This window comes from Bacillus sp. EB V-12, from assembly GCF_056158125.1.
Map to the genome: position 1 here is coordinate 93452 of NZ_JBUXJL010000001.1, position 22028 is coordinate 115479.

Genomic DNA, 22028 nt, shown 5'->3' on the forward strand with positions numbered 1-22028 from the left:
ATCATCGGTAATTGAAGTCAATTAAATGAGTGGTTTTTTAGGTAAGGTGGAAAAGAGAAGACGTGATCTTTGAAACGGTAAGAGAAGCTGAAGTGTGGGCAGACCGGGTTGCGAATGAAATGTACGGGAGAGTATTTGATGGATATGAAACACCAGATTATAAAATAGCGCATGCTCTTTCGTTTTTCCTAGCACAAAATCAAGATTTTATAGTTCATACGGAAGTGAGCTTTAAAGAAGAGAGGGCAATCTATAAAGTTTGGCGAAATCCTGTGTAGTTGCAGGTGAATTGTAATTACTTCTATTTTCTCAATTCTACACAAACGATCTCCATGAATAGACAATTATATTGAGAGGGACCTTGTTTTCTAGTATGATGAGAATAACGGGGAAAATACTAGGATGAAGAAGGTTTCAAGTCTATAACTTGGAGGAAAAGAATGAACAATCGTATTTTAGTAGTTGATGATGAGGAATTTATCTTAACTTTAATCGAATTTAATTTACAACAAGCTGGGTTTGAAGTTATAACAGCGATGGATGGAGAAATGGCGCTTCAAAAAGCGACAACAGAACGCCCAGATTTAATTATATTAGATTTAATGCTTCCGAAAATGGATGGTATGGAAGTGTGTAAAGAATTACGATTGCAGCGCGTTATGACGCCGATTTTAATGTTAACGGCAAAAGATGATGAGTTTGATAAGGTGCTAGGCCTTGAACTTGGGGCAGATGATTATATGACGAAGCCATTTAGTCCAAGAGAAGTTGTTGCTCGTGTGAAGGCGATTTTGCGCCGTACGAAATTACAACAAGAAGAACAAGTTGCAGAAGCGCCAGATGAAGATAGCATCACAATTGCAGAACTTAAAATTTTACCGGAGTTTTATGAGGCTTATTTCCAAGGAAGAAAGCTTGAATTAACACCAAAAGAATTTGAACTACTTGTGTATCTTGCGAAAAATAAAAGTCGCGTGTTGACACGTGATCAATTATTAAGTGCTGTATGGAATTACGATTTTGCTGGTGATACACGAATTGTTGATGTTCATATTAGCCATTTGCGCGATAAAATTGAACAAAATACGAAAAAACCGACGTACATTAAAACGATACGTGGTTTAGGATATAAATTAGAGGAGCCAAAAGGGAATGAATAAATTTCGTTCCAGGCTTCTTTTTACATTTGTTTCTCTTATTGTATTTATTTTAGTTGGACTAGGTTTATTACTAGAAACTGTGTTTGAAAACTACTATATAGATCATGCTAAAGAGAGAATGGTAAAAGAGACAGAGTATGTTGCGACGTTAGCAGAAGAGCAAGGTTTTGATAATGTCTTAAAAAATCCATACGTATTTGAAAAGTTAGAAGAAAAAATATCAGCTTCTATCGTATTTTTGGATGAAAAAAAGAAAGTTCAATATAGAAAAGGACAAGAATTGGCATTTAGTCCAGAGACGATTAAAGAACTTTCTTCGGAAGTGGCAAAACAACGAAGTAAAGTAATTACGAAAGAAACGGATCGAAAGAATGAATTTTATCATGCGGTGTTCGTTCAAGATGTAGAAGGAAAACAAGGATACATTTTGGTGAAAAGTATAATTGATCCTTTAAGAGACGTACATCAAAAAACGTGGGGATTATTAATTATCGGATTTGTCATTGCTTGTCTCGTAGTTGTATTTTTAGGTATGAAAATTACAGGGCAATATATTAGGCCAATTGAATCGGTTACGAAAGTTGCAATTGAATTGGCAAAGGGTAATTATAAAGCACGTGCATACGAAAGTCATTCGGATGAAACAGGAATGCTGAGTAAAGCGATTAATATTTTAGCACGAAATTTACAAGAGATGACACTTGAACAAGAAATGCAGCAAGATCGTCTGCACACGTTAATTGAAAATATGGGAAGTGGAATGATTTTAATTGATAGCCGAGGATATATAAACCTTGTAAACCGCTCTTATAAGGAAACTTTCCACGTAACAGATGAAGAATATTTAGATCGCTTATATTATGAATCGTTTCATCATACAGAAATTATTGAGCTTGTAGAAGAAATCTTTATGACAGAAGTGAAAGTGCGTAAACAAATGTTATTGCCACTTGGAATTGAACGGAAGCATTTCGAAGTATATGGAGCGCCGATTATCGGGACAAACCATGAATGGAAAGGGATTGTTCTCGTATTCCATGACATAACAGAGTTAAAGAAATTAGAACAAATGAGAAAAGACTTTTTAGCGAATGTTTCTCATGAATTAAAGACACCGATTACTTCTATTAAAGGTTTTTCAGAAACACTCTTAGACGGAGCGATGGATAATAAAAAATTCTGCGAACATTTCTTGCACATTATTTTAAAAGAAAGTGAGCGCATGCAAGGATTAATTGAAGATTTATTAGATTTGTCGAAGATCGAACAACAAGGATTTAAATTAAATATGGGAACCGTTGATATGAAGGGGCTGCTTGAAGATATTCATATGGTACTTGATAATAAAGCAGGAGAAAAAGAAATCTCTTTACAAGTGAATGTATTAAAACGTGCCTCTGTTATTGGAGATCCAAGTCGTTTGAAACAAATCTTTATTAATTTAATTAATAACGCAATCGTATATACACCGGCTGGAGGCGTTGTTTCAGTAGAGTTAGCGGAAGATAAATATAATGCTTATATAAAAGTATCGGATACTGGAATTGGTATTAGTAAAGAGGAAATTCCGCGTATTTTTGAACGTTTCTACCGGGTGGATAAAGCAAGAAGTAGAAATACTGGTGGTACCGGCCTTGGATTGTCGATTGTAAAGCATTTAGTTGAGGCGCATCAAGGTACGATTACAGTAGATAGTGAAGTTGGAGAAGGGACAACGTTTACAGTTGTTTTACCGAAATCAGCAACTGAAAAATAGGATGAAGGATGTTTACAATATATTAACAATGGCTTAATTAAATATTAATAAAGCTCTGTTAATATAATACATGAAAACCCCTTCATCCAAGGAGTAATTTTGGACGAGAATAGTTAAGCTGTTCTCGTCACTTCCCTTTATGCCAATATAAGTCTGTTTTATATATGAAAGAAAATAGCCGTTATTTTTCTTCTCTCTATTAGTCATGTTAATATAGAGAGAGGAAAGGAACGGTTTTTTTCTGTGAAAAAAATCATTTCAAATTTGTATGGGGAGGTTTCAATTTTGGAAAAAAAGGTCGTATTAGTAGATGGTAATAATATCGCGTATCGTGCTTTCTTTGCACTACCGCTTTTAAATAACGACAAAGGTATACATACGAACGCAATTTACGGTTTTACAATGATGTTAATGAGAATATTAGAGGAAGAAAAGCCAACTCATATGTTAGTGGCGTTTGATGCAGGCAAAACAACGTTCCGTCATAAAACGTATAGTGAGTATAAAGGAGGACGTCAAAAGACTCCACCTGAATTATCAGAGCAGTTCCCGTTTATTCGTGAGATGCTGGATGCGTTCAATGTACCGCGTTATGAATTAGAAAATTATGAAGCGGATGACATCATGGGAACGTTAGCGAAAGAAGCGAGTGAGCAAGGGGCAAGTGTAAAAGTTATTTCAGGAGATAAAGATTTACTTCAACTTGTTTCTGATAACACGCTTGTATGTATTCCGCGAAAAGGGATTACAGAAGTGGATGAATATACGAAAGAAGCTTTATTTGAAAAATACAGCTTATCACCAAAGCAAATTATCGATATGAAAGGTTTAATGGGAGACCAGTCAGATAATATACCGGGTGTACCAGGAGTTGGTGAAAAAACGGCAATTAAATTGTTAACACAGTTTGGAACGGTTGAAGCGGTGTATGAAAATATAGATCAAGTAAGTGGGAAGAAATTAAAAGAAAAACTGGAAGAAAATAAAGAACAAGCTCTTATGAGTAAGGATCTTGCAACTATTATTACAGATGCGCCGATTACAGTTCATGTGGATGATATGGTGTATAAAGGATATGAAGCAAGTGATGTCATTCCAATGTTCGAGAGTTTAGGATTTACATCTCTTTTAAATAAATTAGGCGTTACGCCAGAAGAAACAGCTCCAGCTGAATTAGATGATATTACATTTGATATTGTGGAAGAAGTTACAGAAGAAATGCTTCAGCAAGATAGTGCGCTTATCGTTGAAGTACAAGAAGATAACTATCATAAAGCAGACATTCAAGGTTTCGGTATTCAAAATGAAAATGGATGTTACTTTATTCAGACAGACATTGCTCTTAAGTCAGATGCTTTTAAAGAGTGGCTTGCAGATGGAGAAATGAGAAAGCATACATTTGATGCGAAGCGTGCAATCGTTGCACTGAAATGGAATGGGATAGATATGCAAGGGATTGACTTTGATCTATTAATCGCTGCTTATTTACTTGACCCGGCTGATACAGATAAAGATTTCCGTACTGTAGCGAAAATGAAAGAAACGCATGCTGTGAAATCAGATGAAGAAGTTTACGGAAAAGGTGCGAAGCGTGCGGTTCCAGAGTTAGAGGTAGTCGCGGAGCATGTGGCTCGTAAAGTGCATGTATTATATGATGTAAAGCAAACATTCGTTGAAGAGTTAAAGAAGAATGAGCAATATGAACTGTTTACAGAATTAGAATTGCCGCTTGCACGTGTATTAGCTGATATGGAAGTAAAGGGTGTAAAAGTTGATACAGAGCGTCTTCGTAATATGGGAGAAGAACTTGCGGGTAGATTAAAGGAAATGGAACAGGAAATTTATAAGCTTGCGGGAACAGAATTTAATATTAATTCACCGAAGCAGCTTGGTGTTATTCTGTTTGAGAACTTAAACTTACCGGTTATTAAAAAGACGAAAACAGGTTATTCTACGTCAGCTGATGTACTAGATAAGCTTATGAATCACCATGAAATCATTCCAAATATTTTACATTATCGTCAATTAGGGAAGCTAAATTCAACTTACATTGAAGGTTTACTGAAAGTTGTACATGAAGATTCATCTAAAATTCATACTCGCTTTAATCAAGTGTTAACGCAAACAGGTCGATTAAGTTCAACGGATCCGAACTTGCAAAATATCCCGATTCGATTAGAAGAAGGAAGAAAGATTCGTCAGGCATTTGTTCCATCAGAAGAAGGATGGATTATGTATGCGGCTGATTATTCACAAATCGAACTGCGTGTATTAGCTCATATTGCAAATGATAAAGGGCTAGTTGAAGCGTTCCAACATGACATGGATATTCATACGAAAACAGCTATGGATGTATTTGGCGTTGAAAAAGATGAAGTAACTTCAAATATGAGACGACAAGCGAAAGCTGTTAACTTCGGAATTGTGTATGGTATTAGTGATTATGGTCTTTCACAAAACTTAGGAATTACAAGAAAAGCAGCAGCGGAATTTATTGAAAAGTATTTAGAAAGTTTCCCTGGTGTACAAGAATACATGGAGGACATCGTAAAAGATGCGAAACAAAAAGGATATGTAGCTACATTATTAAATCGTCGCCGTTATATTCCAGAAATTACGAGTCGTAATTTTAACTTGCGTAGCTTCGCTGAGCGTACAGCGATGAATACACCAATTCAAGGTACTGCAGCAGATATTATTAAAAAAGCGATGATTATTATGGCAGATCGTTTAGAAGAAGAAGGATTACAAGCGCGTCTTCTTCTGCAAGTACACGATGAATTAATATTTGAAGCACCAAAAGAAGAAATCGAAAAATTAGAGCAGCTTGTACCTGAAGTAATGGAACATGCGATTGAACTTGCAGTTCCGCTGAAAGTTGATTATTCTTACGGTCCAACTTGGTACGACGCAAAATAAGGAAGTGATGAAATGCCTGAATTACCAGAGGTTGAAAACGTCAGACGGACACTTGAAAATCTTGTAACAGGAAAAACGATTGAAGATGTTATTGTTACTTATCCAAAAATAGTGAAACGACCGGATGATGCAGAAATCTTTAAAGAAATGCTAAAAGGCGAGAAGATTGAAAATATAAAGCGAAGAGGAAAGTTTTTGCTTTTATATGTAACGAATTATGTCATTGTTTCACATTTGCGTATGGAAGGTAAGTTTTTACTGCATCAAGAGGATGAGCCGATTGATAAACATACGCACGTCCGTTTCTTATTTACAGATGGAACGGAATTACATTATAAAGATGTGAGAAAGTTTGGTACGATGCATCTCTTTAAGAAAGGTGAAGAAATGAACCAAATGCCTCTTGCTGACTTAGGTCCGGAGCCATTTGATGCTGAAATGACACCGCAGTATTTACAAGAAAGATTACAAAAGACAAATCGTAAAATAAAAGTTGTGCTACTGGACCAGCGTCTTTTAGTAGGGCTTGGAAATATATATGTAGATGAAGTTTTATTCCGTTCTCAAATTCATCCAGAACGAGAAGCTTCGTCTTTAACAGTAGAAGAAATTGAGCGAATTTATGAGGCTACCGTTACAACGCTAGGCGAAGCAGTAAAGCGTGGCGGAAGTACAATTCGGACGTATATCAACTCACAAGGGCAAATTGGTTCGTTCCAAGAACTCCTAAATGTATATGGGAAAAAGGGAGAGCCGTGCGTAACTTGTGGCACGATATTAGAAAAAACAGTTGTTGGCGGGCGAGGAACGCATTACTGCCCAATTTGTCAGCCTAGAATATAGAAAAGAGATAACATCGGATAGGCATTTGTCATATACATACAGCAGAGCTATGTATAAGGGAGGAGCTTACCGATGTACCTTTATTTATCTCTTATTTTATTAGCTTTTACATTAAGCTTAGATAGCTGTAGTGTAGGGCTAACATATGGTTTAAGAAGCGTAAGAATTCCACTAAGATCAATTATAATTATCGGAATGTGTTCAGCGGCTGTTATGCTTGTTTCAATGGGAATTGGACATATGATCGCGAAAGTATTTTCACCTGTTATCGCAACGCGTATCGGTGGGCTTGTTCTTATTGGAATAGGGATTTGGGTATTATATCAATTTTTTCGAAGTGAGAAAAAAGAAGAACCGAAGCAAGAGGAGAAGGTCTGGAAATTAGAGATTGCCTCGCTAGGCCTAGTGATTCAAATTTTACGGAAACCGACTGTTGCAGATTTTGATAAATCAGGCACCATTTCTGCAGGAGAAGCATTACTTCTTGGTATAGCTCTTTCTGTAGATTCATTTGGTGCCGGAATTGGTGCATCTTTATTAGGGTATGCACCCGCTATGATGGCGATATTAGTTGCAGTTATGAGTTCTTTGTTTTTATTTATTGGAATGAAACTTGGAACGGTTTTATCAAATATGAAGTGGTTACAAAAATTTACATTCCTGCCTGGAGTATTACTCATCATTATTGGAATTTGGAAAATGTAAGTATGGGCGTGGAACATTAGTTTCGCGCCTTTTATTATGAGGAGGATTATTATGACAGTAGTAATTGGATTAACGGGAGGCATTGCAAGCGGAAAAAGTACGGTATCAGAAATGTTTCGTGAACTGAGCATACCAGTTATTGATGCAGATATTATCGCAAGAGAAGTTGTAGAGCGAGGAAAACCAGCATATAACAAAATAGTAGAAGTATTTGGAACGGAAGTGTTACAAGGAGATGGAGAATTAGATCGTCCAAAACTAGGAAGTGTCGTTTTCTATAATGAAGAAAAACGATTGCAGTTAAATAAAATTGTTCATCCTGCAGTGCGTGAGGAAATGAATAGGCAAAAGGAAATGTACATAAAAGAAGGTATGCAAGCGGTTGTGTTAGATATTCCTCTCTTATTTGAAAGCAAATTAACAAGTCTCGTTGACCGCATTTTAGTTGTAGCGGTTAAGCCGCATACGCAATTAGAACGTTTAATGAAACGAAATAACTTTTCAGAAGAAGAAGCAACAGCTCGTATTCAATCTCAAATGCCGTTAGAAGAAAAAGTGGAAAATGCAGATGAAGTGATAAATAATGATGGCACAATTATGGGAACGAAAACACAATTGCAGGTAATTTTAAAGAAGTGGAACATTATTGACTAAAAAATTGTGAAATTAATGAAAATGCTTAGTGACATATCCCCTTTTTGTGTTATACTATTATTGGGATTGGAGATAAATAGTATAACGCATTCAAGGGGGATAACATATTATGACTCGTGTGGCAATTAATGGATTTGGACGTATTGGGAGAATGGTATTTCGTCAAGCAATAAAAGAAAGCGCATTCGAAATTGTAGCAATCAATGCAAGCTATCCATCTGAAACGTTAGCACACTTAATTAAATATGATACAGTTCATGGCAAGTTTGACGGAACAGTAGAAGCATTTGAAGATCACTTATTAGTTGATGGAAAAATGATTCGCCTTTTAAACAACCGCGATCCAAAGGAATTGCCTTGGACAGATTTAGGTGTTGAAGTTGTAATTGAAGCAACTGGTAAATTTAATTCAAAAGAAAAAGCAATTCTTCACGTTGAAGCTGGAGCGAAAAAAGTTATTTTAACAGCGCCTGGTAAAAATGAAGATGTAACAATTGTAGTTGGTGTGAACGAAGACCAATTAGATATTACAAAACATACTGTTATTTCAAATGCATCTTGTACAACAAATTGTTTAGCGCCTGTTGTGAAGGTGTTAGATGAGCAGTTTGGAATTGAAAACGGTTTAATGACGACAGTTCACGCTTATACAAATGACCAAAAAAATATTGATAACCCACATAAAGATTTAAGAAGAGCACGTGCTTGCGGACAATCAATCATTCCGACAACGACAGGTGCTGCGAAAGCGCTAGCAAAAGTTCTTCCACATTTAAACGGAAAACTTCATGGTATGGCACTTCGTGTACCAACACCAAACGTGTCTCTTGTTGATTTAGTAGTAGATGTAAAACGCGATGTGACAGTTGAAGCTATTAACGATGCATTCAAAACTGTTGCAAACGGTGCGTTAAAAGGTATTGTAGAATTCAGCGAAGAGCCTTTAGTATCTATCGACTTTAATACAAATACACACTCAGCTATTATCGATGGTTTATCTACAATGGTAATGGGTGATCGTAAAGTGAAAGTACTTGCTTGGTATGATAACGAGTGGGGCTACTCTCGTCGTGTTGTAGATCTTGTAACGTTAGTTGTTCAAGAGTTAGCGAAACAAGAAAATGTGCAACACATTTAAGGGAATAAGGGAGGAGAGGGCAAGGCAATATTTGCCCTCTTTTTTTAATTTTTTCTGAAAAGGAAAAAAATTATATAAGTATATTTTAAAAAGTGGACATACCACGAAACGTTGTGATTACTGCATTTGTGAATCGTTTATTTTTTTTAGGGAAAAGTAAAGAGGAAAATATGACAGAAAATCGAAAAAACTGTTGTTGCAAAATGAAAATAAACAAAGTATACTAACACTCGTAAACTTAAGAGCTGAGGTACGTAGTCACTACTTAAAGGGTTAGGACCTCTCTGGACTAACTTTCCCCCGTGGTAGTGGAGCAAGCCAAATTGCAAATTAGTTTTCAATTCGAACAGTTAGAATAAATTTACAAGGGGGAACTGTAGAATGGATACTATGGATACGATGGGTCGTCACGTGATCGCTGAACTTTGGGATTGCGATTTCGACAAGCTTAATGACATGCCGTATATTGAACAATTATTTGTGGATGCAGCACTAAGAGCTGGTGCTGAAGTGCGTGAGGTTGCTTTCCATAAATTTGCACCACAAGGTGTAAGTGGAGTAGTAATTATCTCAGAATCACATTTAACAATTCATAGCTTTCCGGAGCACGGTTACGCAAGTATTGATGTTTATACTTGTGGGGATCGTATTGATCCAAATGTTGCTGCAGAATATATTGCAGAGGGTTTAAACGCGAAAACGCGTGAGAGCATCGAGCTTCCTCGAGGCACTGGTAGCTTCGAAATTAAGCAGAGAGAAACAAAAGCTCTTTAAAAAAGAACATAATTGATTTAAAATGTAAAGAGGTGTATAATGCACCTCTTTTTTAGTTTATAAAAAAGGGAAAATATAACGTACTCGTTAGTTGAATAAATTGGACTCTTGCAAATGAGGTAGTGCCCTATATACCATCTTATTTTTAAGGATGAGATGATAAAGTGATGCGCTGGAACTTAAAGTGGTAAGAGAGTTAGAATGAGTTATATAATATTGTATATATATTTTAGGTGAAGTGAGTAGAGAAAAATAAAGAGTATAGTGTAAAGGAGTGAATGAATTGCGTTGTCCATCCTGTTCTCATAATGGTACAAGAGTGTTAGATTCGCGTCCGGTAGACGAGGGGCGCTCTATTCGAAGAAGGAGAGAGTGTGAAAGCTGCTTAAGTCGCTTTACGACCTTTGAAAGGGTAGAAGAGTCACCTCTTATCGTTGTAAAAAAAGAAGGCACACGAGAAGAGTTTAATAAAGAAAAGATTTTACGCGGTTTAATTAAAGCGTGTGAAAAAAGACCAGTATCTTTAAGACAATTAGAAGAAGTAACACAAAGCGTGGAACGTGAACTGCGTAATTTAGGTATATCAGAAGTGAAAAGTGATATGATTGGTGAAATTGTTATGGAAGAACTTCGCGATATTGATGATGTTGCTTACGTACGTTTTGCTTCTGTATATCGTCAATTTAAAGATTTAAATGTATTTATTGAAGAATTAAAAGATATACTGCAAAAAGAAAGAGAGTAGAAGTTGTATTTTATTCTCTTTACATACCGTAAGTAATAGGATAAGAGAGCTAGAAGCGCAAGCTAATAGCTCTTTTTCACTAAGAATTTATATAATGAAGATAGAACGAATGAAGTAGAGGATAGATTGGATGAGAGAAAGGAAAAGCAAGAATGGAAAAACAGTCATGGATGGAGCTATTGCCGATTGATCGTTATAAAGTAAGTGCGAAAGGACTACTGCACAATTACGACCGAAAAGTGTTAACGATGTTGTATCAGCCGTTAATAGGTAGTAGAGCTTTTAGCTTATACATGACACTATGGGGAGAGCTTGAGCAAGATCGTGTATTTGGAAAAGAGAATACGCATCATTCCCTTATGGTGACTATGCAAATGCAACTTCCTGAAGTATATGAGGAACGAGTAAAGTTAGAGGCAATTGGGCTTTTGAAGGTATATATTAAGAAAGAAAAAGATATTCGAATGTTCATATATGAGTTGCAACCACCTTTATCTCCGAAGCAGTTTTTTGATGATATTGTTTTAAGTATCTTTTTATACAATCGATTGAGCAGGACAAAATATAATCAAGTAAAGCAATATTTCTTAGAAGAAGAATTTGATTTTGCTTCTTATGAAAATGTTACGCGTTCTTTCAATGATGTGTTTGGTTCGTTTAATCCAGGACAGCTTGAGCATGCGCAAGAAGACCTTCGTATTCCAAAAACGACAACTATGCCAAGTAACGAGAAGGGAGACGCTCCGAAAGTTTGGAATGATTTCTTTGATTTCTCTTTATTTATAGATGGATTGTCCGCTCTTGTTCCTAAAAAGGCGATTACAGATCAAGTGAGAGACTGCGTTATAACACTTGCTTACGTGTATGGTGTAGATGTGTTATCGATGCAAAATATCGTTCTTGGTGCAGTGACAGAGATGCAAACAATTGATATGGAGAGGCTTAGAAAAGGAGCGCGCGATTGGTATCAATTTGAAAATGGTCAAGCATTACCGGTATTAAGTGAAAGAGTACAGCCTCATGCTGCACGTACGATGAAAGAGAAAGAGCCTTCATCGCAAGAGGAGATGCTAATAAAGCAACTAGAGGAAATCTCACCAAAACAACTATTGAAAGAGATTTCTGGTGGTGCAGAGGCAACGAAAGCGGACTTGCAGATCGTTGAAGATGTCATGATTAATCAAAAATTGACACCAGGAGTTGTGAATGTACTTATTTATTACGTTATGCTACGCTCAGATATGAAACTTGCGAAAACGTATGTCGAGAAGATTGCTGGGCATTGGGCACGTAAAAAGGTCGGTACAGTAGCGGACGCGATGGCGTTAGCGAAAGAAGAGAACCGTCAGTATCAAGAGTGGGCTGAGACGAAGAAAAAAGGCCGTACGGCGAAGAAAACGGTGCGGAAAGAAATGGTGCCAGATTGGCTTAAGGAAGAAGAGCCGAAAGAACAAGAGAAAGAAACAGAGAAGAAAGATGTAAGTGTAGAAAAAGATGCAAGTACGCTAGAAGATGAAAGAAAACGACTAGAAGAAGTGTTAAAAAAATATAAGCGTGATTAATAGAAGAGAATGAACGCTCTTTGAGGTGAGAAAATGGAGCATATTCAAAATTCATTTGCAAAATTAATGGAAAATGAAAACTTTAAAAATAGATATGAAGTATTAAAGGCAGAAGTAATGGCGCATCCGCGTGTGAAAGAATTTATAGACGAACATAAGGGTGAAGTAACGACTTCTATGATTGAGCGCAGTCTTGTGAAGTTATATGAATATATTGGACAAAGTGTAGGTTGCGTGGATTGTCCGGATTTAGGCTCATGTAAAAATATGCTACAAGGGTACGAGCCAAAGCTTGTTATTCAAGGGAAGATGATTGATATTCAATACGATCGCTGCGTTAGAAAAGTAGCGCATGACGAGAGAAAGAAATATGAAAAACTTGTTCAAAGTGTATATATGCCAACGGATATTTTACAGGCAACTATGGAAAACTTAGATCCTTCTGATTTAAATGCACGTATAGATGCGATTGGTGCAGCGAATGAATTTTTAAGTACATATGAACCAGGTAAAAAAGCACAAGGTTTATATTTGTACGGTAAATTTGGTGTAGGAAAAACGTATTTGTTAGGAGCAATAGCGAACGAGCTTGCTCGAAAGAAAATAAGTTCGATGCTCGTATACTTCCCGGAATTTTTACGTGAAATTAAAAGTTCAATTCAAGATAATTCGATTGGTGAGAAGATTGATGCGGTTAAACGCGTACAAGTTTTAATGTTAGATGATATTGGGGCAGAAGCGATGTCAAGCTTTGTCCGTGACGATGTACTCGGTGCAATCTTACAATTCCGTATGTTAGAAAACTTACCGACGTTCTTTACGTCTAATTTTGATTTTAAACAACTGGAACACCATTTAACGTATACGCAGCGTGGCGAGGCTGAAGAAATGAAGGCAGCACGTATTATGGAACGAATTAAATATTTAGCGAAACCAATTCCGATTGGTGGGAAAAACCGTCGTCATAAGTAAAAGAGCAAGCTGAGAAGCTTGCTCTTTTGTATTATAGTGATATTTTCTTTTCAAATATGAGGTCGAAATATTCAGGTTGTCCAGAACTGCCAATCGTAGGGGCAACAATCTGTACGAACCTCCAGCCATTTCTAGCATGTTCTTGAATAATTTCTTGGTAGTCTTCAGCTGGTTTTGAGCGAGTGAACCCCCAATGTAGTTCGACTTTTACGAATTTATATTCAAACATTCGGATAACCCCTTTTATTGATAAGTAAAGTATACAATAAAAATTCATAGTAGCTTGTATCATTTTTTTCTCCCTCCCTTAATATATATAAAATTAGCAAGCCATATTGAGTGGATTTTCTAACGATAGGAAATGTAATTCTACTAAGAGTGAACTTCACGTGGAACGGACTCTTATAGGATTTGTAACGTATAGATACAGTCCTTTAGAGCGGGGATAAAAGGGGGGACAAAAGTGATTGAAATTTGCTTCGAAGAAAAAAATGATGCTATGCACGTATATAGACAATTGCTGAAAAGAGCGGAAGTGTTATATAAGGAAACGAGTGTGTATTTACAGGAACAAAAAGTGGTGATTCACATACCAGTACGTGAATCGAATTATATTGAAAAGATCTTATTGCCAGTAATGGTGTATTTCATTGTGAATGTGAAACAAAATGAGTGGATTTATACGATTTTAAAAGAAAAGTTTTTTTATGAAGAACAAGAAGAGTGTCATCAAATATTGCACATGGCACATGAGATTTTAAAGGGAAAAAGAAAAGGTGTAGCTCAGGATTTAACGCGTAACGCATTTGAGTCATATATTAAGTCTTCTTTAAATAATTGGCTTTGTGATCCGCTCTCATTCTCGTTTTCATCATATATCCGTTTTCGTCTTCGTACATATAGGGAAATGGTGGCTAAACTTGCGGAAGTGGCAATTGATGAATATAAGATGGAGCAAGAATACCAAATGTTCATTGAGACGCTTCGGCAACAAGTAAGTAGCCGTAAATCACGTTTGTCTTGCGTGCATCTTATTTTTGATGAAAGCTTTATCTTTTATGATGATAAAGGTAGACGTTTAAAACAGGAGAAGTTGGTCCAATATATAGATGAGGAATTATTAAAGCAAAATGATGTATATATTGATACGAAAGTAATTGCGCCGCTTCTTTCTATTTCGCCCAAAAAGATTTATTTATATACGAAAGAACAAGACCATAATATGATAATTACTTTGCGAAATGTGTTCCAAGAACGGGTCCAATTACATGGATTACATGATTTTGAGCGCAATGTGAAAAATTTAAAAAATAAAGGTAACGCCCTTGATTTTCTAAGTTTTTGAGCATATAATTACCTACATAAATGAAATATATTGAAATGTCATGATGAGGACATGAGTAGTTTTCTACGATTTTCAGAGAGGGAAGCCTTAGGGTGTGAGCTTCCTAGTACGGGATTATTACTTACCACCTCTAAACTTTAGCAGTGAACGGTTTTCTAGTAATTGCTAACGGACAACACCGTTATGTTGAACTTGAGCAATTAACAATTATGTTAATTGGAACAAGGGTGGAACCACGAATTCAACACTCGTCCCTTTTTACGGGATGAGTGTTTTTTATTTTGAGAAAAAGAGGAGTGACCAGTGATGGCAGATGTAGTTAAAATTACTTTCCCTGATGGAGCTGTGAAGGAGTTTCCAAAAGGCGTAACAACTGAAGAAATCGCAGCTTCTATTAGCCCAGGCTTAAAGAAAAAAGCTGTAGCTGGAAAATTAAACGATGAGATGATCGATCTTGTTACACCAATCGAAGAAGATGGTGCAGTTTCTATCATTACATTAGATTCTGAAGATGGCCTATATATTTTACGCCATTCAACAGCCCACCTTTTAGCACAAGCGTTAAAACGTTTATATAAAGATGTTAAGGTTGAGCTCGGCATTGGTCCAGTAATTGAAAATGGCTTCTACTACGATATTGATATGGAAGAAGCAATTACAGTTGAAGACTTCAAGAAAATCGAAAAAGAAATGCAAAAAATTGTGAACGAGAACTTAGAAATCGTTCGTCATGAAGTACCACGTGCAGAAGCAATTCGTCGCTTTGAAGAAATCGGCGATGAGTTAAAATTAGATTTAATTAACGATCTTCCAGAAGATGCAGTTATTTCAATCTATGAGCAAGGCGAATTCTTCGACCTTTGCCGTGGTGTTCACCTTCCATCTACAGGGAAAATTAAAGTATTTAAATTATTAAGCGTTGCGGGTGCTTACTGGCGCGGCGATAGCAATAATAAAATGCTACAACGTATTTACGGTACTGCATTTGTTAAGAAAGCGGAATTAGATGAGCACTTACGTATGCTTGAAGAAGCGAAAGAGCGCGATCACCGTAAATTAGGTAAAGAATTAAAACTATTTACTAATAGCCAAAAAGTAGGACAAGGTTTACCACTTTGGTTACCAAAGGGTGCAACAATTCGTCGTATTATCGAGCGTTATATCGTTGATAAAGAAGCAAGCTTAGGCTATGATCACGTATATACTCCAGTACTAGGAAGCAGAGAGCTTTATGAAACTTCTGGTCACTGGAACCACTACCGTGATGGCATGTTCCCATCAATGGAAATGGATAACGAAGAATTAGTTCTTCGTCCAATGAACTGTCCTCATCATATGATGGTTTATAAAAATGATATTCACAGCTACCGTGAATTACCAATCCGTATTGCGGAACTTGGAACAATGCACCGTTATGAAATGTCAGGTGCGTTATCTGGATTACAACGTGTACGCGGAATGACTTTAAACGATGCGCATATTTTCGTTCGTCCAGATCAAATTAAAGAAGAGTTAAAACGTGTTGTAAACTTAACTCTAGAAGTGTACAAAGATTTCGGTTTAGAGAACTACTCATTCCGTCTATCTTACCGCGACCCAGCAGATACTAAAAAGTATTATGCGGATGATGAGATGTGGGAAAAAGCACAAGGTATGTTAAAAGAAGCTATGGATGAAATGGGTCTTGATTACTATGAAGCTGAAGGTGAAGCGGCATTCTACGGTCCAAAACTTGACGTTCAAGTTCGTACTGCTCTTGGAAAAGACGAAACACTTTCAACTGTACAATTAGACTTCTTGCTTCCAGAACGCTTTGAATTATCATACGTTGGTGAAGACGGTAAACAACATCGTCCAGTTGTAATTCACCGTGGTGTTGTATCAACTATGGAACGTTTTGTAGCCTTCTTAATTGAAGAATACAAAGGTGCATTCCCAACATGGTTAGCTCCAGTTCAAGTACAAGTAATTCCAGTTTCTCCGCAAGTACATTTAGACTATGCGAAGAAAGTACAAGACGAATTGCGTCGTGCTGGTATCCGTGTTGAATTAGACACTCGTGAAGAGAAAATCGGTTACAAAATCCGTGAAGCACAAATGCAAAAAATTCCGTACATGCTTGTAGTAGGTGACAATGAAGTAACTGAAAACGGCGTAAACGTACGTAAATATGGTGAACAAAAATCAGAAACAATCGCATTAGATGCTTTTGTTGACATGATTAAAGTAGAAGGAAAACGATAAGAAAAAGCCGCGGTATACCGCGGCTTTTTTATGTAATATACTTGAGAAAAATTAGAAAAAATAACCATGTAACACTTATCATAAAAAAGTATTGCAAGTATGTTAGTTGTTTGTTACAATATTTCTTGTTGTTAGTAAAACACATCGCGTCTTCTTGACAGACGTCATGTCCTATGATAAACTCATCAAGGATAATAGAATATTGTTTTGTGGAACAAGTAGAAGCACCCGCTTCTCACCTGATGGACGCATTCGCAGTTAACAGGTAAATGTATTTCTTACTTAAGATTTTACAAGTGTGGGTGTCGTATGCCCGCACTTTTTTTGTTCGGGTTCTATGACTACAAAATATGTTCTGAGAAAACCTTGGAGGTGGCTTACTATTAGCAAGGATATGATGATTAACGAGCAAATTCGTGCACGTGAAGTACGTTTAGTTGGCGCAAATGGCGATCAACTTGGAATCAAGTCTCGTAATGACGCTTTAGACTTAGCTGCAAATCTTAATCTTGATTTAGTATTAGTTGCTCCAAATGCGAAACCGCCAGTATGCCGCATTATGGACTACGGTAAATTCCGCTTTGAGCAACAGAAGAAAGAAAAAGAGCAGCGCAAAAATCAAAAAGTAATTAGCATGAAAGAAGTTCGTTTAAGTCCAACAATTGATGAACACGACTTTAACACAAAACTTCGTAATGCTATCAAGTTTTTAGAGAAAGGCGACAAGGTTAAAGCGTCAATTCGCTTTAAAGGACGCGCCATTACTCATAAAGAAATCGGTCAACGTGTTTTAGATCGCTTCTCAGAAGCTTGTGCTGAAGTTAGTACAGTTGAATCTAAGCCTAAAATGGAAGGACGCAGTATGTTCTTAGTTTTAGCACCGAAAAACGATAAGTAATAGATAGAGGAGGAAATACCTATGCCTAAACAAAAAACTCATCGCGGCGCTGCAAAGCGTTTCAAAAAGACTGGATCAGGTAAACTGAAACGTTCTCACGCTTACACAAGCCATTTATTCGCTAACAAATCTACAAAAGCTAAACGTAAACTACGTAAAGCTGGTGTAGTAAGCGCTGGTGACTTCAAACGCATTCGTCAAATGCTTGACAACTTAAAATAAGTTCGGCTGATATATAGAACAATTAGGAGGTAATATTATGCCAAGAGTAAAAGGTGGTACAGTTACTCGTCAACGTCGTAAAAAAGTAATTAAATTAGCAAAAGGTTACTACGGTTCAAAAAATACATTATTCAAGGTTGCTAACCAACAGGTTATGAAATCTCTAATGTATGCATTCCGTGACCGCCGTCAAAAGAAACGTGACTTCCGTAAATTATGGATTACACGTATCAACGCAGCAGCTCGTATGAATGGTCTTTCTTACAGCCGCTTAATGCACGGTCTTAAAAATGCTGGCATCGAAGTTAACCGCAAGATGCTTGCTGACTTAGCTGTTCATGACGAAAAAGCTTTCGCTGAATTAGCAACAGTTGCAAAAAACAACATTAACTAATTAATTAGTTGAAACCTTAGAAGAATTTTCTTCTAAGGTTTTTTTATTTGTATTCAAATAGAAGTTAGAAGTGAAAGAAATTATAAAGATTAACGGCTATGTTGTTATCAATATGACAAAATCAATATAAAAGTTATAGCAGTATAGAAGAATATACATATGAAGTCAGGAGAATACTCCTGGCTTTTTTCAATTCTGCCCGTTTGGAAAGAAGAGTATCTTTCCTAGCTGAAACGACACTGCTATAATGGAAAGATGATATGGAACTTTCATCAGATGAACAATTTAAGAGCGATGACTGAAACGTATTTGTAAATTAAGGACAAGCTATTTTATAAAGAGTTAGATAGCTGACTTATTCATAAGAACTGAAACATAATAATGAACTTTGAGATGAAACAACATTGTTGCGTAAAATGCGATGTTGGAGGAGGACAATAGAATGGACTTACTACAACTATTTAAATTACAAAAAGAATTAGATGACCGTATTGCAAAAGAACATGACTTACAACCGAAAAAATTATTAAAAGAAAAAATGTTAGCTCTTCTTGTAGAAATTGGAGAACTTGCAAATGAAACACGTTGTTTTAAATATTGGAGCAACAAACCAGCATCAGAACGTGAAGTAATATTAGAAGAATACGTAGATGGTTTGCATTTTATTTTATCAATCGGAATTGATTTAGGTATTGATAAAAACTTCCTATTCTATAAATGTGCACAGACGAATAAAACACAAGTGGAAATTTTCTTAGACACATATGCGAAAGTAATTCGTTTTACAGATCAACCATCTATTACAAATTATATTGAATTATTTACGAGCTATCTTCGACTTGGACAAGCACTTGAATTTGAACAAGAAGAGATTGAAAAAGCATATTTAGATAAAAATGAAGTAAATCATCAGCGTCAAACACAAGGATACTAATTTAATTTTTGAATATTTCAATTTAATTATTGTATAATGAATTGACTGAAGAAAAAGGAGGGTGTTGGCAATGACAAAATTAGACGCGACATTGACAATGCTAAAAGAATTAACAGATGCACGTGGTATTGCTGGTAACGAGCGTGAACCACGTGAAGTAATGAAGAAATATATCGAGCCGTTTGCGGACGAACTTTCTACTGATAATTTAGGGAGTTTAGTTGCGAAAAAAGTAGGGGAAGAAAACGGCCCGAAAATTATGGTTGCAGGTCATTTAGATGAAGTTGGATTTATGATTACACAAATCGATGACAAAGGTTTCCTTCGCTTCCAAACGGTTGGTGGCTGGTGGTCACAAGTTATGCTTGCGCAACGCGTGACGATTGTAACGCGTAAAGGAGATGTAACAGGTGTAATTGGTTCAAAACCACCGCACATTTTACCTCCAGAAGCTCGTAAAAAGCCAGTTGAAATTAAAGACATGTTCATCGATATCGGTGCTTCTAGCCAAGAAGAAGCGATGGAGTGGGGCGTACGACCAGGAGATCAAGTTGTACCTTACTTTGAATTCCAAGTGATGAAGAATGAAAAAATGTTACTTGCAAAAGCATGGGATAACCGAATCGGTTGTGCAATTGCAATTGACGTATTAAAACAATTAAAAGATGAAAAGCATCCAAACGTTGTATATGGCGTTGGAACTGTACAAGAAGAAGTTGGTCTTCGTGGCGCAAAAACATCTGCGAATTATATTAAACCAGATATCGCGTTCGCAGTAGATGTTGGTATCGCTGGAGATACACCGGGTGTAACGTCAAAAGAAGCACAAAGTAAAATGGGCGATGGACCACAAATCATTTTATATGATGCTTCTGTTATTGGACATACAGGTTTACGTGATTTCGTAGTTGATGTTGCTGATGAATTACAAATCCCGTATCAATATGATTCAGTAGCAGGCGGAGGAACGGATGCGGGTGCGATTCACATTGCTGTAAATGGTATTCCTTCTATGGCAATTACAATTGCAACGCGCTATATCCATTCTCATGCGGCAATGTTACATCGTGATGATTATGAAAATGCAGTGAAGTTAATTGTAGAAGTTATTAAACGTCTTGATAAAGAGGCTGTACATAACATTACATTTAATTAATAGAAAAAGCGAAGGAGCTTCTCCTTCGCTTTTTATGTTTTAAAAAGGCCGTTCTAATCCCGCTGCAGTATGAGCACCTAAAATAATTAAACGAGTTAATTGCATCGCCATAAAATGTGGGGTATATATCATTCCTTTTTTTAACCATGACATAATCATTCCGATGTGAGCCCCTGTCACATAACTAATCAAAATATCACGAGGAACCATAAGATCTTCATCATCTGGTTGTGAAATAGACAAGCTTAATGTTAAATGCACTTGTATTGTTTTCATCATTTTATAAGAGTAGTTTCCGGCAGCTTTATCCCCAAGCATAACGTTATAAAAGTTTACATTTTCTGCGATATGTTCGAATAAAGCCAAAAATGTAGGATGAGGTGAATCAAATGTAAGTTGAAAATCCTCTTTATTTCTATTTTTCGGTTTAATTACTTCTGCTAGCTTCTCTAACATTTCTTCAATGCTTTTGTCTAATAGGTCATATTTATCATGGTAATGGCTATAAAATGTAGCGCGATTTACAGGAGCGCGTTCTGCGATATGTTGAACAGTTACATTTTCAAAGCCTTTTTCGCCTACTAAAGCGACAAAAGCATCCTGAATGAGTTGTCTCGTTCGCTTTACACGTGGATCATTTGTATTTTTAATAGACATTTTCCTTCTCCTCGTTTAATTTTCTATACTTAAACAACATATTGGTATTATATTGTTGTTTAAGCAACATTTCATACGTAAATTGTCGGTTGTAGATTCAAAATAATTATTTATAATTATAAACGATAGTCCTTCAGAAATCAGCACCGCTCGCAGGTAGATAAGTTTCGATTTACGCTGCAGATGGTGTGATTTTTTTGTTAAAAGGTTAATATAATTAACAATTAAACAATCTAAACAATAAGGACATAAATAGTTTAGAAAAAAATTATATGCGATATAAGGAGAGGAATGCAATGAATCAGTTTCGGAGAATGGTAATTATCAACATTATCACATTAATTGTACTAGTTGGCGGCGGTATTGGCGGTTATTACTATTACAATCAAACGGAAAATTACTTAAAAACAGACAATGCAAAGATTGATGGAAAGGTAATTCCGGTTGCTTCACCAGTAGCAGGTAAACTAACTGACTGGAAAGCTGAAGTAGGAAAAAATTATAATGAGAACGATAAATTAGGTACTGTTACTGTAGCGGCAGCTAATGGAGAACAAACAGTAGATGTAACAATTCCACAAAATGCAACAGTTGTACAATCAAACGCGACAACAAATGCTTTCGTTGGAGCAGGTAGCCCGATTGCTTATGCATTTGATATGAACAATTTATGGGTAACAGCAAACATTGAAGAAACAGATGTTGATGATGTTCAAAAAGGTCAAGATGTAGATGTGTATGTAGATGCATACCCAGATACAACGTTAACAGGAAAAGTAGAACAAGTTGGCTTAACAACAGCGAATACATTCTCTATGTTGCCATCAAGCAACGCAACAGCGAACTATACGAAAGTAACACAAGTAGTACCAGTTAAAATTTCTTTAGATCATAGCAAATCAGTAAATATTGTTCCTGGCATGAATGTGACAGTTCGTATTCATAAGTAA

The 22028-nt window shown here is 36.3% G+C and carries 22 protein-coding genes and 2 other annotated features; of the genes, 20 read left to right on the plus strand and 2 right to left on the minus strand.

The genetic code is table 11. The features are described 5' to 3' along the window. The first annotated feature begins 62 nt into the window (after nucleotides 1-62). The 12 genes from ACZDYH_RS00510 to dnaI all read left to right on the plus strand — a co-directional run bounded on the left by ACZDYH_RS00510 (nucleotide 63) and on the right by dnaI (nucleotide 13228). A complete protein-coding gene (locus tag ACZDYH_RS00510; RefSeq protein ID WP_166694774.1) occupies nucleotides 63-278 on the plus strand; it encodes a hypothetical protein in 216 nt (71 codons plus the stop codon). A gap of 162 nt (nucleotides 279-440) precedes the next feature. Next, on the plus strand, nucleotides 441-1160 hold the full coding sequence (gene phoP / locus ACZDYH_RS00515) for a two-component system response regulator PhoP (protein ID WP_001065220.1): 720 nt from the start codon (nucleotides 441-443) through the stop codon (nucleotides 1158-1160). Next, nucleotides 1153-2916: a sensory box histidine kinase PhoR gene (gene phoR / locus ACZDYH_RS00520; RefSeq protein WP_016123438.1), complete on the plus strand. Its 1764-nt coding sequence runs from the start codon at nucleotides 1153-1155 to the stop codon at nucleotides 2914-2916. The genes phoP and phoR overlap by 8 nt, the downstream gene beginning before the upstream one ends. A 285-nt stretch (nucleotides 2917-3201) precedes the next feature. After that, entirely contained in the window at nucleotides 3202-5835 is a 2634-nt protein-coding gene (polA, locus tag ACZDYH_RS00525) for a DNA polymerase I (RefSeq protein ID WP_000412806.1), read from the plus strand. Between the two features lie 12 nt (nucleotides 5836-5847). After that, entirely contained in the window at nucleotides 5848-6678 is an 831-nt protein-coding gene (mutM, locus tag ACZDYH_RS00530) for a DNA-formamidopyrimidine glycosylase (RefSeq protein WP_001114478.1), read from the plus strand. A 72-nt stretch (nucleotides 6679-6750) separates the two neighbouring features. Next, complete coding sequence (gene ytaF, locus ACZDYH_RS00535; protein ID WP_000281744.1) at nucleotides 6751-7383, plus strand: sporulation membrane protein YtaF; 633 nt, start codon at nucleotides 6751-6753, stop codon at nucleotides 7381-7383. 51 nt (nucleotides 7384-7434) lie between these two features. Continuing rightward, on the plus strand, nucleotides 7435-8037 hold the full coding sequence (gene coaE / locus ACZDYH_RS00540) for a dephospho-CoA kinase (protein ID WP_000219284.1): 603 nt from the start codon (nucleotides 7435-7437) through the stop codon (nucleotides 8035-8037). A 109-nt stretch (nucleotides 8038-8146) separates the two neighbouring features. Next, nucleotides 8147-9175, plus strand: coding sequence for a glyceraldehyde-3-phosphate dehydrogenase (locus tag ACZDYH_RS00545; protein WP_000198975.1), 1029 nt, complete (start codon nucleotides 8147-8149; stop codon nucleotides 9173-9175). Nucleotides 9176-9565: 390 nt separating this feature from the next. Then, the gene (gene speD / locus ACZDYH_RS00550) at nucleotides 9566-9949 is read left to right on the plus strand and encodes an adenosylmethionine decarboxylase (protein ID WP_002003660.1); all 384 of its coding nucleotides are present in this window, start codon (nucleotides 9566-9568) and stop codon (nucleotides 9947-9949) included. Nucleotides 9950-10232: 283 nt separating this feature from the next. Further along, entirely contained in the window at nucleotides 10233-10694 is a 462-nt protein-coding gene (gene nrdR, locus ACZDYH_RS00555; protein WP_001203687.1) for a transcriptional regulator NrdR, read from the plus strand. Between the two features lie 152 nt (nucleotides 10695-10846). Then, on the plus strand, nucleotides 10847-12256 hold the full coding sequence (locus ACZDYH_RS00560) for a replication initiation and membrane attachment family protein (RefSeq protein ID WP_000415048.1): 1410 nt from the start codon (nucleotides 10847-10849) through the stop codon (nucleotides 12254-12256). 33 nt (nucleotides 12257-12289) lie between these two features. After that, nucleotides 12290-13228 (plus strand): primosomal protein DnaI, encoded by a 939-nt coding sequence (dnaI, locus tag ACZDYH_RS00565; protein WP_000400104.1) that lies wholly within the window; start codon nucleotides 12290-12292, stop codon nucleotides 13226-13228. Nucleotides 13229-13259: 31 nt separating this feature from the next. Here dnaI and ACZDYH_RS00570 read toward each other — a convergent pair whose 3' ends face one another. Next, nucleotides 13260-13457 (minus strand): DUF4177 domain-containing protein, encoded by a 198-nt coding sequence (locus tag ACZDYH_RS00570; RefSeq protein WP_000464458.1) that lies wholly within the window; start codon nucleotides 13455-13457, stop codon nucleotides 13260-13262. Between the two features lie 234 nt (nucleotides 13458-13691). Between ACZDYH_RS00570 and ytxC the strand changes: the two genes are divergently transcribed. The 7 genes from ytxC (at nucleotide 13692) to ACZDYH_RS00605 (ending at nucleotide 20421) form a co-directional block, all read left to right on the plus strand. Continuing rightward, the gene (gene ytxC / locus ACZDYH_RS00575) at nucleotides 13692-14573 is read left to right on the plus strand and encodes a putative sporulation protein YtxC (RefSeq protein ID WP_000569625.1); all 882 of its coding nucleotides are present in this window, start codon (nucleotides 13692-13694) and stop codon (nucleotides 14571-14573) included. Nucleotides 14574-14604: 31 nt separating this feature from the next. Then, nucleotides 14605-14832 (plus strand) — a binding site (T-box leader). A 47-nt stretch (nucleotides 14833-14879) separates the two neighbouring features. Beyond that, nucleotides 14880-16817, plus strand: coding sequence for a threonine--tRNA ligase (gene thrS / locus ACZDYH_RS00580; RefSeq protein ID WP_000786083.1), 1938 nt, complete (start codon nucleotides 14880-14882; stop codon nucleotides 16815-16817). 210 nt (nucleotides 16818-17027) lie between these two features. Continuing rightward, nucleotides 17028-17148: a sequence feature (ribosomal protein L20 leader region), on the plus strand. A 63-nt stretch (nucleotides 17149-17211) separates the two neighbouring features. Further along, nucleotides 17212-17715, plus strand: coding sequence for a translation initiation factor IF-3 (gene infC, locus ACZDYH_RS00585; RefSeq protein WP_000973215.1), 504 nt, complete (start codon nucleotides 17212-17214; stop codon nucleotides 17713-17715). 21 nt (nucleotides 17716-17736) lie between these two features. Continuing rightward, entirely contained in the window at nucleotides 17737-17937 is a 201-nt protein-coding gene (gene rpmI / locus ACZDYH_RS00590; RefSeq protein WP_001125945.1) for a 50S ribosomal protein L35, read from the plus strand. 37 nt (nucleotides 17938-17974) lie between these two features. Beyond that, nucleotides 17975-18331, plus strand: coding sequence for a 50S ribosomal protein L20 (gene rplT / locus ACZDYH_RS00595; protein ID WP_001138362.1), 357 nt, complete (start codon nucleotides 17975-17977; stop codon nucleotides 18329-18331). A gap of 442 nt (nucleotides 18332-18773) precedes the next feature. Then, a complete protein-coding gene (locus ACZDYH_RS00600) occupies nucleotides 18774-19265 on the plus strand; it encodes a dUTP diphosphatase (protein WP_000365050.1) in 492 nt (163 codons plus the stop codon). A gap of 70 nt (nucleotides 19266-19335) precedes the next feature. Further along, nucleotides 19336-20421: a M42 family metallopeptidase gene (locus ACZDYH_RS00605; RefSeq protein WP_000163555.1), complete on the plus strand. Its 1086-nt coding sequence runs from the start codon at nucleotides 19336-19338 to the stop codon at nucleotides 20419-20421. 39 nt (nucleotides 20422-20460) lie between these two features. Here ACZDYH_RS00605 and ACZDYH_RS00610 read toward each other — a convergent pair whose 3' ends face one another. Continuing rightward, nucleotides 20461-21078, minus strand: coding sequence for a TetR/AcrR family transcriptional regulator (locus ACZDYH_RS00610; RefSeq protein WP_000023660.1), 618 nt, complete (start codon nucleotides 21076-21078; stop codon nucleotides 20461-20463). Nucleotides 21079-21374: 296 nt separating this feature from the next. Between ACZDYH_RS00610 and ACZDYH_RS00615 the strand changes: the two genes are divergently transcribed. After that, a complete protein-coding gene (locus ACZDYH_RS00615; RefSeq protein ID WP_001071419.1) occupies nucleotides 21375-22028 on the plus strand; it encodes an HlyD family secretion protein in 654 nt (217 codons plus the stop codon).